13 protein-coding genes are annotated in these 15,362 nt (G+C 43.2%); 3 read left to right on the top strand and 10 right to left on the bottom strand.

Annotation, left to right across the window (positions count from 1 at the left end; all coding sequences use genetic code 11):
- A partial coding sequence (locus ACH2DQ_RS05390; protein WP_395025867.1) for a hypothetical protein occupies positions 1–331 on the top strand: 331 nt, incomplete at its 5' end.
- Here ACH2DQ_RS05390 and ACH2DQ_RS05385 read toward each other — a convergent pair.
- Positions 318–1,844, bottom strand: coding sequence for a BCCT family transporter (locus ACH2DQ_RS05385; RefSeq protein ID WP_394913556.1), 1,527 nt, complete (start codon positions 1,842–1,844; stop codon positions 318–320). The genes ACH2DQ_RS05390 and ACH2DQ_RS05385 overlap by 14 nt on opposite strands.
- The gene (locus tag ACH2DQ_RS05380; RefSeq protein WP_395025865.1) at positions 1,825–3,678 is read right to left on the bottom strand and encodes a phosphotransferase; all 1,854 of its coding nucleotides are present in this window, start codon (positions 3,676–3,678) and stop codon (positions 1,825–1,827) included. The genes ACH2DQ_RS05385 and ACH2DQ_RS05380 overlap by 20 nt, the downstream gene beginning before the upstream one ends.
- 208 nt (positions 3,679–3,886) lie before the next feature.
- Between ACH2DQ_RS05380 and ACH2DQ_RS05375 the strand changes: the two genes are divergently transcribed.
- Together ACH2DQ_RS05375 and ACH2DQ_RS05370 are read left to right on the top strand one after the other, a co-directional pair.
- Positions 3,887–4,762 carry an NTP transferase domain-containing protein gene (locus ACH2DQ_RS05375; RefSeq protein ID WP_394913558.1) on the top strand — a complete coding sequence of 292 codons (876 nt, stop codon included), beginning with the start codon at positions 3,887–3,889 and terminating at the stop codon, positions 4,760–4,762.
- Between the two features lie 113 nt (positions 4,763–4,875).
- Positions 4,876–7,116 carry a L,D-transpeptidase family protein gene (locus ACH2DQ_RS05370; protein ID WP_394913559.1) on the top strand — a complete coding sequence of 747 codons (2,241 nt, stop codon included), beginning with the start codon at positions 4,876–4,878 and terminating at the stop codon, positions 7,114–7,116.
- Between the two features lie 205 nt (positions 7,117–7,321).
- Here the strand turns inward: ACH2DQ_RS05370 and ACH2DQ_RS05365 are convergent, their stop codons facing one another.
- The 8 genes from ACH2DQ_RS05365 to ACH2DQ_RS05330 all read right to left on the bottom strand — a co-directional run.
- A complete protein-coding gene (locus ACH2DQ_RS05365; RefSeq protein ID WP_394913560.1) occupies positions 7,322–7,585 on the bottom strand; it encodes an HPr family phosphocarrier protein in 264 nt (87 codons plus the stop codon).
- A gap of 2 nt (positions 7,586–7,587) precedes the next feature.
- Entirely contained in the window at positions 7,588–8,913 is a 1,326-nt protein-coding gene (locus ACH2DQ_RS05360; protein ID WP_394913561.1) for a YbbR-like domain-containing protein, read from the bottom strand.
- On the bottom strand, positions 8,891–9,769 hold the full coding sequence (gene cdaA / locus ACH2DQ_RS05355) for a diadenylate cyclase CdaA (RefSeq protein WP_394913605.1): 879 nt from the start codon (positions 9,767–9,769) through the stop codon (positions 8,891–8,893). Before cdaA ends, ACH2DQ_RS05360 begins: the two co-directional genes overlap by 23 nt.
- A 29-nt stretch (positions 9,770–9,798) precedes the next feature.
- Complete coding sequence (locus ACH2DQ_RS05350) at positions 9,799–10,830, bottom strand: hypothetical protein (protein ID WP_394913562.1); 1,032 nt, start codon at positions 10,828–10,830, stop codon at positions 9,799–9,801.
- Positions 10,808–11,284: a hypothetical protein gene (locus tag ACH2DQ_RS05345; RefSeq protein ID WP_394913563.1), complete on the bottom strand. Its 477-nt coding sequence runs from the start codon at positions 11,282–11,284 to the stop codon at positions 10,808–10,810. The genes ACH2DQ_RS05350 and ACH2DQ_RS05345 overlap by 23 nt, the downstream gene beginning before the upstream one ends.
- A 71-nt stretch (positions 11,285–11,355) precedes the next feature.
- The gene (locus tag ACH2DQ_RS05340; protein ID WP_394913564.1) at positions 11,356–12,075 is read right to left on the bottom strand and encodes a ComF family protein; all 720 of its coding nucleotides are present in this window, start codon (positions 12,073–12,075) and stop codon (positions 11,356–11,358) included.
- Positions 12,076–12,123: 48 nt separating this feature from the next.
- Positions 12,124–14,352, bottom strand: coding sequence for an ATP-dependent RecD-like DNA helicase (locus ACH2DQ_RS05335; RefSeq protein ID WP_394913565.1), 2,229 nt, complete (start codon positions 14,350–14,352; stop codon positions 12,124–12,126).
- 166 nt (positions 14,353–14,518) lie between these two features.
- Positions 14,519–15,362: rod shape-determining protein (locus ACH2DQ_RS05330; RefSeq protein ID WP_395025860.1), on the bottom strand; the 844-nt coding region annotated here is incomplete at its 5' end.

Here is a 15,362-nt window from a genome sequence, read left to right as displayed (position 1 = left end):
CTCGGAAAGGGAAGGGGGCGGATCTGGGCTGGTGGTTGGAAGGCGTGTAGCAGATCTGAGCATTTACTTACCTTCCCGGAGTGTTTTTTGGCGGATAGGATTCGACTGGCTCCCATCGGATCCTAAGCGGGCAATGAGCAGCGAAATCCATCAGGATTTCGCTGCGAATGCCCGCGTGCCGCCAAAAAGCGCTCCGGGAAGGTTAGAAAATGCCAGTTCTGCGTTAAGCCATCCAACCACCAGTCCAGGTCCGTCCCCTTCCCTTTCCGCACACTACCTCCATATACAAAGCGTCCTAAATCAGCATCCCCCCATTATCATTTCCCCCTGATCTCTTTTATAAAACTTACCACAATAATAATCATGATAATACCAAGAGGAAATGCCGCGATGATGGAAATCGTCTGGAGCATGGACAGGGTACTGTCCGAGAACAAAAGTGCGATGGGCAGCAGTAAAAATACAAATGCCCAGAATGCCCGGAGTTTCTTACGGGGTTCTTCTCTGCTTTCCATATCTTTTTCTGAATAACCTGCCACCACCAGGGTAATGGCATCAAAAGTACTTGCATAAAATGCTATCATCGCTAAAATCAGAATCAGGAGCACCACGTCGGTTATTGGAAACTGCTCAAAGACCTGCATGATCACTTCCGATGGCGATGTACCCCCGGCAAGCTGCCCAGCCAGATCCAGTTTGCCGCTGGTCTGCAAATGCAGTCCAAATCCTCCAAATACAATGAAGGATGAATATGTTCCCAGCAATCCGCAGGAGATCCCTCCGAAAATTGTCTGGCGCAGGGTTCGTCCTTCTGATATCCTGGCGATAAAAAATGGTGTTGCCACAAACCATGCAATCCAGTAAGCCCAGTAAAAAATCGTCCAGTCCTGAGGGAAACCAGAACCTCCGCTTCCCGAAAGCCGTAAGGGATCCATCCACGTCGCCATCCTGAAGAAGTCATTTAAAACCGTACCAATGGCTGTCACACCGGTTTCAATAATATAAATCTTCGGCCCAAAAACTAGGAATACGCCAATAAGCAGAGCAAATATCACCACACAGATTCCCGCCAGATGGGAGATGGCTTTCATGCCTTTCATAACAGCCCCAATGAAAACCAGTCCGATTACAGCCAGAATAACGATGGACAAAAGTGGCGTGGGTTCAATTCCAAGTATTTTTCCCACTGCCTGTGAGATCAGCGGTGTAGCCAGGGAAAACGTAGTTGCTGTTCCAGCCAGCAGACCCACGATGGAGAAAATATCGATTAGCTTTCCCGCCTTTTTATCCACATGGTCTTTTAAAACAGGCCTGCAGGCTTCTGACAACGTTTGTCTTTTTCTCTTCTTCACATACGTCATATAAGCATAGGCACATGCAGGCAGAAGGTAAAATGCCCAGGGAATCGGTCCCCAGTGAAAAAGCGGATATGCCGATGCATAGTCCTGGCGTTCAGCCAGCGTCATAGCTTCTTTTGCAAATGGCTTTGCACTATAGTAATAGCACCATTCAATTAAAGACCAGTACACAATGTCCGCAGCCATAGTGGACGTAAAGATCATAGCTCCCCAGCTAAAATTATTGTATCTGGGCTTTTGCAGATCTCCAAATTTGATGTTCCCATGTCTGGAAAAAGCCAGTCCGATGGCAGTCAGTAAAATACCAAGGCCCAATAAAATATAGAAGAAACCCAGCTTATTGACAAATACTTCCCGGAGCATAGACGTAATATTCCCGGCGGTTTCCGGAAACAGCATCAGCACCACGGAAATAACTGCAATAATCCCTAATGGAAGCAACGTAATCGTCCAGTCTATGGACGGGTTAAATCTTTTCTTTTTCATATTCTGCCTCATATTCTTTCTTCATATTTAGTGCCCGCTGATATCTGCTCTCCCCATAAGCTCCAAAATCTTCCCCCTTGGTTTCTTTCGCAATTGTCCAGGCGCTCCAGAGCACATCCTGACAGATTTGAAAGAGCAATAGTTTTTGTTTCTCTGTCTGTCCGGGCTCTCTTTCCAGATAATACTGTAAATACAACTCCTCTTCTGCTTTGGAAAATTCACATTCCAGCAAGTGCGCAGCCACATCCCACAACGGGTCATTATACCCTGCATACTCCCAGTCAATCAGATACATTCTTCCCGCCTCATCCGAAACGAAATTTTCTGCCACCAGGTCATTGTGGCAGGGCTTTCGGTCCGGTTTTATCCGCTCAAGCTCTGATCTCAGATGATAAAAGAACTCTTCCAGCTCTTCAAATCCATGATAAAATCTACCGCCGTTTTTTAAAATCTCGCATTTATATTTGTCATATTCATTCCAGACATTGAAATCCCCCTGGAGTTTCACATCCGAATGATGAAGCTTTTTCAAAATCGCAGTTGTTTTTCTCATATATGCTTCCAGCCTGGCACTTCCGGGATTCAAAGTTCTGGCACCCTTTATGTATGTGGTTACCTTAACCCCATTTACCGGGTCGAAATACAGAATCGGGGGATTTAATCCCAGACCGGAAGCAATCCGGCTGTTATATTGCTCGGCACACCGGTCAATAAATACTTCTGTGCATGCCCCCGGAATCCGAAGAATGTAATCCTGCCCCTTTACTTTTACAAAAAAGTTCTGGTTGGTCATCCCTCCGCCGATGCTCACCTGTTCGATATCCTCATCCTTTAACTGCATGCATACCTGAAGCGTTTCCCGTGCTTTATTTTCTTTTCTTAAGACAGCTCGCTTCATCATTTTGGGATAAAGAATCCTGGATGCTTTCTGATACAGGGTTTCATTCTCAATGACGCTCCAGATCAGGTCATCCACCAGTATTCCGGCTATATGGTAAATCCTCCCGATACTCTCAATTGCATATTCATAATTTAAATATGGATTTTCGTTCTTTCCATAATATTGAACCATCTTATCAAACAATTCCATGGATATCTTACTGACACCAATCAGCTCAGCATCCACCCGGTTCAATTGCTTGATATCTTTGGAAATGCGGAATATGCTCCCATTTTCATCCAGCTCCACATATGCTTCATCCATGGAATCGCTGGGGCTTGCAAGAAGCATGCAATTCTGTTCTTTGGACTTTAAAATCTTTTCGATTGCGACCTCTTCCAGAATCTGATTACTCTCTACTAATAGAAAATCTTCTGTCAGATACGCCTTTGCCGCGAACAGGGAGGCCATTGTACCGCTCCATTTATACCTGGTGTTTTCCGCCAGGATAATACCCCGATGTGCAAAATAGTCCTCATACAGCTCTTTTCGGTCACCCACCACCACAATAATCTTTTCTATTCCCTGATTAAGCAATGCCTGTATCATATGTTCGATCAGGGGCATTCCCCCTATTTCCAGAAGGCCTTCCGGTTTGTCAAATGCCGGACTGCAGCCTGCTGCCAGTATAACAGCCAGCTTCACACCCTCTGTATTTCCGGAAAAATCCAATTTTTCTGTCTGGCGGATACGGATCTTCTCCTCCAGAATAGTCTTACCCTTTTGGGTAACCCGGTAAATTTTCCCCGTTTTCGCAAGCAGCCCCTGATCCGCCATCTCCTTTAAAAGGTAATTCACCTGTCCCAGGGAAATCTCCATAGCATCCGCCAGTTTTCTCTGACTCTGAATCCCCTGTTGATTTATAATATACAAAATGCGATCGTATTTATCCATTACATTCACCTCCGTTCAAAAATTGAACATTTTTATTGTACAAAATTTTAACAAGGTTGTCAAGAATAAGATATGAGCTATAGTATCCCCCAGCGGAATAAAAAGAAGCTGCTCAATTTCCCCTGGACTTTCTCCCACATATCCTCTACAATAATCACATCAAATACTAACATAACTCCTTCGAGTTATGACAAACAGGAGAATTTTCATGAAAATCAAAGTTGATAACGCCATTATTCTGGCTGCCGGATTTGCTTCCCGTTTTGTACCGCTTTCACTGGAATACCCGAAAGGGTTAACTGTTGTGAAGGGAGAGGTTCTGATTGAACGGCAGATCATGCAGCTAAAAGAAGCCGGCATTAGAGAATTTATAGTTGTTACCGGGTACCGAAAGGAACAGTATGCTTATCTGAAAGAAAAATACGGAGTAATCCTCACGGAGAATACAGAGTATTCCATCCGGAATAACCATTCATCCATCTATGCCGCCAGAGAATATTTAAAGAACAGCTATATCTGCTCTTCGGATAATTATTTCCCCCAAAACCCCTTTCATAGTTTTGAAGACCGCCCCTTTTACTCCGCTGTATTTGCAGATGGACATACGAATGAATGGTGTATGGAAACGGATGGAAACGGGTTAATTACACAGGTAAACATCGGTGGAAAGGATGCCTGGTATATGCTGGGCCATGTATTTTGGGACGCCGGTTTTTCTTCCCGCTTTCTTGCTATCCTGGAAAAGGAATACTCTGACAGCTCCATCCGGGATTTTATGTGGGAACATTTATATATCAGACATATATCCGAACTGGATCTCTATATAAAAAAATATCCTTCGGACGCCATATTAGAATTTGATTCTTTGGAAGAGCTGCGCAGCTTTGACAGATCCTATCTTACAAACAGCAAATCCAAAATATTAAATGAGATATCATGTCAATTGTCATGTCAGGAATCCGAAATCGGTAACATACACCCCTTTCATGATAGTTTCCACAATTTAGGATTTACATTTACATACCGAAAATGCACATATTGTTATTGCAACGGGCTCCTCACTCCAAACTTATGTTCGAATTAAGAAGTTTTTCTTAATTTTTCCGGTATTGGGGGATTTTTCATTGAAAATCCAAAGTTAATATATTACACTATGGATGAGAACGTTTATGCACAATTAGAAAAGGAGCTTTATTTATGAAAATGAAAAAAGTATTAGCGGCTCTTTGTCTTTCTGCATGTCTGACTTTAGGATTGTCCTCCGTAGCCTTTGCAGCCGGATCACCAGGTGATTCTACTCCAAAGTCTGTTCAGACAACCAACGTCAATACGGCATCAGAGACGGAGACTGACACAGAACCTGTTACTGAAGAAGCTGCAACACAGCTTACGAATGAGCGTGATTCGGAAACTGAAACGCCGGGAAATACCGAAACATCAGAATCTGAGACTGTATCCGAACCTGCTGCAGACGCTACTGAACCGGTTACGGATCCTGTTACTGAACCTGCAACACAGCCCGCAACAGAAGCTCCCGTTCAGCCATCCACAAATGCCCCGAAGCAGGCAGATGATACCGAAGTCATTGAAGAAGACGGCTGGCACGATACTGCAGATGGCAAAAAATATTACATTCAGAATGGTGAGCGCCTGAAAGGAATCCACGAAATCGATAATAATAAATATTATTTTGATTCTAACGGAATACGGGTTTCCGGTCCGGTTACAATTGAAGGTAAAAACTATTATTTTGATGCAGATGGCATCATGCGGTTTGGTTTTCAGACGATAAACGCAAAAAGGTACTTCTACAACGCAGACGGTTCCATGTTAATCGGAAGCAATGCACCACTGAAGATCAACAACAGCCTCTATTTCGTTTTATCTACCGGAGAAATCAAGCTTAAGAGCTGGAACACCTATGCAAACAAAAAATACTACTCCAATCCGGACGGAGTATTAGTAACCGGTTTGCAGACCGTAGACGGCAAAAAGTACTACTTTAATAGCGATGGTTCTTTAATTATAGGTAAGAACAGTGCTATGAAAATCAACAATGTATACTATTTTGTAACGACAGCCGGCGAAATCAAAACAAATGGCTGGAATACAGCACCGGACAAGAAAAAATATTATTCCAATCCGGACGGATCACTTGTTACCAAAGCAGTTAAGAAGATCGACGGAAAATATTATGCATTCAATGTTTCCATGTATAAAAACTGCCTGAAGACAATCGGTGGCAAGAAATATCTCATTTCTTCCAGCGGCGTAGTACGTACCGACAGAATTACTACATACAAAGGTAAAAAATATTACTCTGACAAATACGGCCGTGTTAAAACCGGAGTTTTCAAATACAAAGGGAAAAGATATTTTGCCAACAGCAAAGGCCAGATCCGTACCGGACGTTTTACAGACTCCGGAAAATCCTATTATGCAAATAAAAAAGGACAACTCTATACCGGCTGGGTAAAATACAAAGGCAGTTATTATTACTACAACAAATCCACCGGCGTTATGCAAAAAGGCTGGTTTAAAAGCGGAAAAAGCACTTACTACCTGAATTCGAAAGGTGTCCGCCAGACAGGCTGGGAAAAGATTAAAAAGAAATGGTATTATTTCGCTTCCAATGGCAAAATGCTTACCGGCAGAAGAGTCCTTGGCGGTTCTACTTATTTATTAGATACGAAGACTGGTGCTATGAAAACAGGCTGGCAGAAAATCAGCGGAAAATATTATTACTTTAATAAGAGCAGCGGAGCAATGAAAAAAGGCTGGATGAATCTGGGTTCTAAGACTTACTACCTGGAAACAGATACAGGAGCAAGACGTACCGGATGGCTGACCTATGATGCGAAAAAATATTACTTCAACAGTAAGGGTGTTATGTTAAAAGGCAGACAGACTGTGGATGGAAAAGTATATAACTTTGGTTCCAGCGGCGGCATTGATTTATTATCTACAGGAACACTTACCGTTAAGGTAAACCGTGCAGCAAATACCATTACGGTGTATGCAGACGGAGAACCAATCAAAGCGATGCTTTGTTCCACCGGAATACAGGTTGGCTGGACTCCACTTGGAGAATTCACCATGCTTGACAAACTGCGCTGGCATGAATTAGACGGTCCAAGCTGGGGACAGTATTGTTCTCACATTACACCGGAGATCCTGTTCCATTCCGCACCGGTAACCAGATACAGAGATCCAAACTCCTTACCGGCAGCTACTTATAATCAGCTTGGAAAACCTGCATCCCACGGATGTATCCGACTGACAGTAGCCGATGCAAAATGGCTCTATGATCATTGTCCGATTGGTACCAAAGTAAAAATCTATGATGATGCAAGTAACCCGGGACCACTTGGAAAACCTGCATTACAGTACATGGATGCCAATGCGACACATGATCCGACCGATCCATTATTTAAATAAAATATAATTCTGTTATCGGCATTTAAACAGCTCTATAGCAGGCTTTATAAAAAAGAAACGCTTCAGGATGGAAATTCCTGTGGCGTTTCTTTTTTTATATGAACAGACAGCACTAAACAGGTATAAAAATCCCTGCAGTACGAACCCGCATTCATCCATTCTGGTTTATGCGTTATCATCCTGCAGGGTCATTTACTATTACTTGTTATTCTCCCAGTCCACTTTCTATCGCATGTACAAGTGTTGCCAATGCTTCATTCTCATCTTCACCTTCGCAGACCAGTTCAATTTCATCGCCGCATTTGACACAGGCACCCAACACACTGAGCACACTTTTTGCATTTGCCGTACTGCTGTCTTTTGTAAATGTGATCAGGGACTTAAATTGCATTGCTTCTTTACAAAGAACCCCCGCCGGCCTTAAATGAAGGCCCGTCGCATTTTTCACTGTTACCTTTTGACTAACCATAATTATTCCTCCACCGTACTTTTTTCTGTAATTGCAGTTTCTTCTTTTTTCTCCAGATTCACAACAATTGTTACATCCGATGCCAATACGAATCCTTCCGGCAGTTCGACATCTAATTTTACTGTATATGTCCCTGTTGTTTTATAAGCGCTTAAATCCAGGGTCGCCTTAATATCTTCTGCATCAAATTCATTCAGATCACCAGTTGTAGTTGTAATTATGATAGGAATTTTATCCGACGGCGTCAGTGTCATCTTCAGATCCGTAGGAATATTTTTTGTATTGAGCCTGCTCACCGGCAAATATTCTGTTTTTGTTCCAGCTTTTTCAATTCCAACTGTAACAGTAACGGTATCCGTAGCTGTTTCTGCCAGTTTCAAATCATGTTGTTCTGCCAGCATGTCCTGAATCTCAATCTTCTTTGTCACATCTGAAGTTGCTCCTTCCACAGAAACATCCTCATTTAATTTCAAGCGGCCATTTAATTCCTTTAACGCACTCTCAGTTCCTGCCAAACTGATTGTTTCCGGTGTAATTGTGATGTTTGTCTTTTTATACCCAACTGCCGGCATGCCCACTACATTCACATCCAGCTTAATATCAGGCTTTATCCTCCATAAGTCTGCATCCACCTCCACAGAACCTAATTCTGTTATGGGGACACCACCGGATGTCTTGCAGGTCATACTCTTCATTTTCGTTTCGGCAAACTCTTCGTCATTCTTATCAATAATCTTAAGTGTGCCCTTCAGCCTTTTACTTTCATTCAATCCGTTTACATCTACTACAACTACTACACGGCTGATAATATTAATCAAAGACTGCGGTCCTGCTACAATGATAGAATCACCCTGCTTTACTGTAGCGTTCCCGATTACATAACCAGTTTTAGGGTTTCCGGTAGTCACTGCCTTTACTGCAAAGGACTTTTCCACTTTCGGCTCAATCCGTACCTTCAGGGAAGACGGTTCTACCTTTATATTTTCTTTTTTAATAGATGAGTTTTTACAGGTTACTACATATTGTACGGTCCCCATATCATTGAGGTTTTCAAGATCTGCCGACACGCGGAAATCGGAATTATCCAGTTCCTTTATCACTGAATTTCTTCCGGTAGCGTACACGGTAACCGTGTCCGTATTATTCAACACTTCATATACCTTACCCACTTTTTCCAGGCTCTCCTGATTTTCCACCTCAACCTGAATATTGGTAAAGGGTTTTACTTTTTCCGGATCATTATCCTGAACCACAATCAGCCAGATCAGAAATGCCAGTACAATGGAAATCATCTTTAGGCTAAAGTTATTCACCAAGCTTTTCTTCATTTTTACCCTTTCCTTTCCAAAGTCTGAACTTTTTCGTGTCTACGGATTTATCCTGAAGAATCACTAATTGCTGTCTCAATACTGCAGCGTCAACATCCCGCATTAGTTTGCCTTTGCTGGCAAGTGAGACGCTTCCCGTCTCTTCTGAAACAATAATTGTCAGCGAATCAGTCTCCTCACTGATTCCCACACCGGCTCTGTGCCTGGTTCCCAGCTCTTTGCTAAGCGCCAGGTTATCCGAAAGCGGCAGGTAGCAGGTAGCTGAAATAATTCGATTCCCCCTTACAATCACTGCCCCGTCGTGAAGCGGCGTATTATGTTCAAATATATTAATCAGTAACTGGCTGGTTAATATGGAATCAATTGCGATCCCGGTTCTCTCATACTCAGCCAGCGTAACATTATTCTCAATGACAATTAATGCACCCGTCTTAACCTTTGCCATCTCAACCGTTGCTTTTACCAGTTCATTCACCGTTTTATCGCTGAAACGTTCCCGGATCTCCCTGGCTGTGTCAAATGGCGTCAACGTTGTAAATATCTTTTTCTCTCCCAGTTCTTCCAATGCCCTTCGAAGCTCCGGCTGGAAAATTACCATTACTGCCATAAATGCAAAACCAATTCCCTTATTAATTAAAAATGTTATGGTATCCAGTTCGAAAATATTTGCTATTAAAACAAACAGCCCAAGAAGCAGGATCCCCTTAAGTAATGTCCATGCCCTTGTATCCTTTATCCACACCAGAAAACGGTAAACGATAAATGTCAGGATAATAATTTCAATCACATCTCTGTAGTTAATATTGGAAATAGGCTCCGTCAGTTTATAAAGATTTACCAGAAAAAATCTCTTTATAACCTCCACTGCTTTCACGCCCCTTCTGATTAATAATCTTTAATGTCTAAATCTGACCTCCCCGGTTCCCCTCTACGAACCCGCTTAGGCCTATCGGCTGCGCTTCTCCCCTCATTTCTAGAATTACGCACCGGTTCTTCCTGCCGTATTTCTTTTTTCCTCTGTCTTACCACTGTCTTTGGCACGGCTTTTACAAAATAGTAATAATCGTCATCTTCAAATTGCACCTTTTGCGTCCTTTTATAATCTACTTCGAATAAAAACAGTTTTACAATAAATGCAATGGCTGCGGAAACTGCTGTTCCGAGAATGACTGTCAGGAAATTTTTACCAGTTCCCATTACCATTCCACCCATCAGCGTACTGATCAGGAAGATAAATGTCCCCACCAGTATCGCAATGGACCAGGCATATTTAATTGCCATCCGCCGTATCACATAGACCATGATAATTACAGCAAGCATTGTAATCACGGAGATAATCATCTCCGGATTTTTTAAGATACTGTCCAGCAGTCCGGTCAGCTTCTGAACCATTGCCTCGGTAGCATCCTTTGCCGTTGCCGTTACGCCTTTTGCCTTATCATCCAATACGGATACCGTATAGTACCCAATGGTGCCGAATGCAATCCCGATTCCGGCAAAAGGAGTTCTTACAAGCCCCAGTACCAAAGGCACTGCACAAGGAATATTCAGTCCGCATGCGATTGGCGTCAGTATAATTGCCAGACTTTCCTTGGGTGCTATTCCAAAATAAAGCAGCAGCATTACCACCAGTATTCCGGTGCCTACCAGGAATGCTTCCAGTGAAAGCGCATATAAATGCCCAATTATGAATGCCGATCCAATTAAAACAATTGCATTCAGCGGCAGAAAAGAACAAACCAGAGCCAGTATAATTACAATAACCGGATTGTTCAGCAGATGCATCTGCCCCAGCTTAATATTAATCATCATGAAAGCACATAGTGCTATTATAAATTTCCCAATAGAAACCAGATAGGAATCATACTTTCCATAGAAATTCTTAATCAGTTCCTTAAATTCCAGTAACGTTCCCATGCCTGTCTCCTCCCAGCGTTTTACTTCGATTCCTGTTGATACCCGTTGCAGACTGCAGGCCGGCATCCTCGCGTTCATATTCTTTTTCCAGTTTTTCCAGCAGAATCTGGTAATATTCCAGATCCTCTTTTGCCCTGATATACTGAAAGGAATATATAATATAGGTAATAATAGAAAAAATCACCAGAACCACTACATATACAACAACTATACGAACCACCAGGGCACCGATGTCCATACTGGTGATCTCTTTTACCAGTTTGTCCATATTATAGCAGCCCCATGCCAATAGTCCCAATAAAAAAACAAGTGTGATCCGGATTGCATTCTTAATCATATGTACACCAATATAATCACTTCGGAAATAATTCTTTACTTTGTACAGTTCCTCTTCATTTCGACTCTCAAAAATGGCCATTCTTGTCATGAGCTTTATGCGTTTTTCATTAATCATACAGGCCTCCTTAAACATAGCTATACTTTATTTAGTATAGCACAAAAACAGTCTATTGAAAAGTTTATTGTTCAGGAACTTCCTTTTCCAATACAAAGGCTGGTAAAATACACTTTTCCAACTCCGTGTTCCAGCAGTACTTTTGCTACCGCATCTACTGTACTGCCCGTGGTATATACATCGTCAATGATCAAAACCACATTTAATTCTACATCAGGTTCTTTGATTTTAAAAGCATTTTTCAGGTTCTTTTTTCGCTCTTCCCGGCTTAAATCTTTCTGGGAATCTGTATTTATCACCTTTTTCACCAGATTTTTCCGAAAAGGGACAGAAAGAAGGCGTGCCGTTTTCCTGGCAAGCACTTCCCCCTGATTGTATCCTCTCTTCTGCCGCTTTCTCCAATGCATGGGAACCGCAATAATCACATCCGGATTCCATCTTTGTATTTGGCTGCCCAGATGCTTTTGAATTTCTTCTGCAAAAAAATCAGTGTATTCCCTCTTATTATTATATTTCAGCTGCCGGACCGCTTCCTTCATTTTCTTCTCATAGAGATACACGGCCCTTCCGCACTCATAAAAATGAGCATGTCGGGTGCAGTCAAAACAAAATTCTGCTTCTTCCCAGAGAATCGGTTTTCCGCATTTTTTACAGAGAGGCTCCACAAGGGGCTTCTCTTTTTCACGGCATTTCCTGCATGCCGTACCCTCCCGCCATTTTACAATTTTTCCGCAGAGGGGACACCTCCTTGGAAACAAAATGCCAAGAAGCAGTTCTTTTATTTGATTCATGGTCTGCCTGAAACTCTCTCCCAAGGGTTTCCTTATTGTACCCGCTAATTAAACTTCCTGAAGTTCATTTAACTCTCTGATTCGTTCCTTAAGGGTAGTGTAACGCTTCTGCTCAAATTCATTATCTACCATCTGATAAAACGTATTTGGACTGCCTACCAGGGTCACACATTTTCGCGCTCTGGTTACTGCCGTATAGAGCAGGTTGCGGTTCATCAGCATTCTGGGTCCGTTTAACAGGGGAATTACCACGGCGGGATACTCGCTTCCCTGTGCTTTGTGAATGGTAATGGCATATGCCAGTTCCAGTTCATCCAGTTGCTTAAAAGAATACTCTACAAACCTGCAGTCGTCAAATTCTACGGTAAGCAGTTCGGAAAATGTATTAATCTCCCTGACAATTCCCATGTCGCCGTTAAAGACACCGTCTCCTTTTTCAATTGGAATCCCGTACCTTCCCCGTTTTTCCCATTGGATCTGGTAATTATTTTTAATCTGCATGACCTTGTCCCCTTCCCGGAACAGGCCGTCTCCATGTTCCCGCTCATTTTTACTCTTCTCAGGCGGGTTCAGATACTGCTGCAGTATGCCGTTTAATCGTTCTACCCCAAGAAGTCCCTTGCGCATAGGGGTCATGACCTGTATGTCAAACATAGAAGCATCTACAAATTTGGGAAGCTTCTTTTGAATCAGTGTTAAAACCACGCTTATGATTACATTGGCATCATTGCGCTGTAAAAAGAAAAAGTCCATACTCTTGTTATCCAGTACCACTTTTTCCCCCTGATTAATCTTATGGGCATTCACTACGATATCGCTTTCACTTGCCTGACGGAAGATTTTCGTAAGGCGTACTACCGGAAAGCAGCCGGAATCGATCACATCCTTCAGTACACTTCCCGGGCCCACCGATGGCAGCTGGTTCACATCACCAACCAGAATCAGCCTGGTTCCCACCGTTATGGCACTTAAAAGAGCATAGATTAAATGTATGTCTACCATGGACATTTCATCAATTATTATGACATCTGCCTCCAGAGGATTCTGAGCATTTCGTTCGAACTGTACCCTGCCGGCACGTTCTTCCATGGCACCGGACAACTCTAACAGGCGGTGTATCGTCTGTGCCTCGTAACCGGTAGCTTCCGTCATTCGTTTCGCAGCCCTTCCTGTGGGAGCTGCCAGGGAAATCATCAGTCCCTCTGTTTCAAAGTAATCGATCAGAGCATTAATAGTGGTTGTTTTACCGGTACCCGGTCCACCGGTGATAATCAGAAGACCGTTTCTCACCGCCTCTGTGACAGCTGATCTTTGCATTTCATCCAGCTCTGTTTCATTTTCCTGTTCAATGGTGCTGATTCGGGACAGAATTTTTTCTTCTGAAACCACACTGGAAATATTCAGGTCGTGAAGCATTTTTGCTGTATTCAATTCCAGATAATAGTAGGAAGCGCTGTATACCAGCAATTTCCCGGCTTCTTCCTTTAAAATCACTTTCCGGTCTACCGCCATATCCATGAGATGTTTCTCCATCAGATCCGGCGCAATCCCCAGAAGCTCTCCTGCTCTTTGAAACAGGGTTTCTCGCGGCAGGTAGACATGTCCCTCCTGGGACGCCTGCAGAAGACTATATAGAATTCCGCTTTTTATACGGAAATCAGAATCGGTATGTATGCCAACCTTTGATGCAATCTCGTCTGCAATACGAAAGCCCACTCCATCAATATCATCTGCCATCTTATAGGGATTTTCCTGGATAATCTGATAGAGATTCTGTCCGTATTCTTTATAAATCTTTACTCCCAAAGTCGTGGAAATACCGTATTTCTGCAAGAAGATCATTGCCTTACGCATATCCCGCTTTTCTTCCACCTGTTCGGAAATCTCTCTGGCTTTTTTCTCACTGATTCCCTTTATTTCAGCCAGGCGTTCCGGTTCTTCTTCAATAATCCGGAAGGTGTCGTCTTTAAACCGGCGTACAATTCTGGCTGCCAGAGCCACACCGATCCCCTTTATTGCACCGGAGCCCAGATACCGTTCTATTGCCATGGCATCTTCCGGTGCCTTAATTTCATAACTTTCTATCTGGAACTGGCGGCCGTAGGTGGCGTGTTCCGTGTAATGTCCCTGTGCTTCGATTAATTCCCCGTCTCCGATATACTGGAGCATGCCTACGCAGGTAACCTCATCGCCTTTGCTGACAACGGACATTACCGTATACCCGTTGTCCGTGTTCCGAAACACAATATGATCTACATAACCATCAATTCTTTCCATTCTATTTCTCCTGTTACTGCTGTCTGCTTACCTTACCGGCAGATAAGAATTCCCATCTGCCAGATAGCAATTGAATGAATTTTAACGCGCTCTAAGGCTGTCGTCTAAGCTTCCGGATGTCAGATCACTCTGCCTGTCCCACAAACCTAAACCACAGCCTCATTTTCTAATTTTTCTCTGCAGACATCAACTCTATATATCTTCCGGTACCAACAACTACTGCAGTCATAGGTTCTTCTGCAGTCATGGTGTTAATGCCTGTTTTTTCTTCAATTAATTCTTCCAGCCCATCCAGCAGGGCGCCTCCTCCGGTAAGCACAATTCCTCTGTCTACCACGTCGGCAGCCATTTCAGGGGGTGTCTTCTCCAGAACATTTCTGACCGCTTCCACGATCTGCGTGGTTGCCTCCTTCAGCGCTTCCCGGACTTCTTCGGATGTAATCTTCACCGTTTTCGGAAGGCTGGTAACCAGATCTCTTCCTTTTACTTCCATTACCTTCTGCTGGGGACGTTCAATCGCCGTTCCCACATGGATTTTAATATCCTCTGCCGTCCGTTCTCCGATAAGCAGGTTATGCTTCTTTCTCACATAACGGATAATCGCTTCGTCAAAATCGTCTCCTGCCACTTTGATGGAATTACTTACTACAATTCCATTTAAAGAAATCACCGCAACGTCACAGGTTCCTCCACCGATATCCACAATCATATTGCCGCAGGGCCTTGACACATCAATACCTGCCCCGATCGCCGCAGCTATTGGCTCATCTATAATCTGCACTTCTCTGGCACCAGCCAGATATGTAGCATCCTCTACTGCCTTTTTTTCCACTTCCGTAACGCTGCTTGGAACACTGATACTGATCCTTGGCTTTCGAAATGATAATTTTCCGATTGCCTTTTGTATAAAATATTTTAACATCTGCTCCGTAACCGTATAATCGGATATAACACCTTTACGAAGCGGACGGATCGCTACTATATTTCCCGGAGACCTGCCAAGCAGTACT

The organism is Robinsoniella sp. (assembly GCF_034124845.1).
Note: the sequence above shows the minus strand (reverse complement) of the source record. Positions and strands in the feature narration are given on the sequence as shown.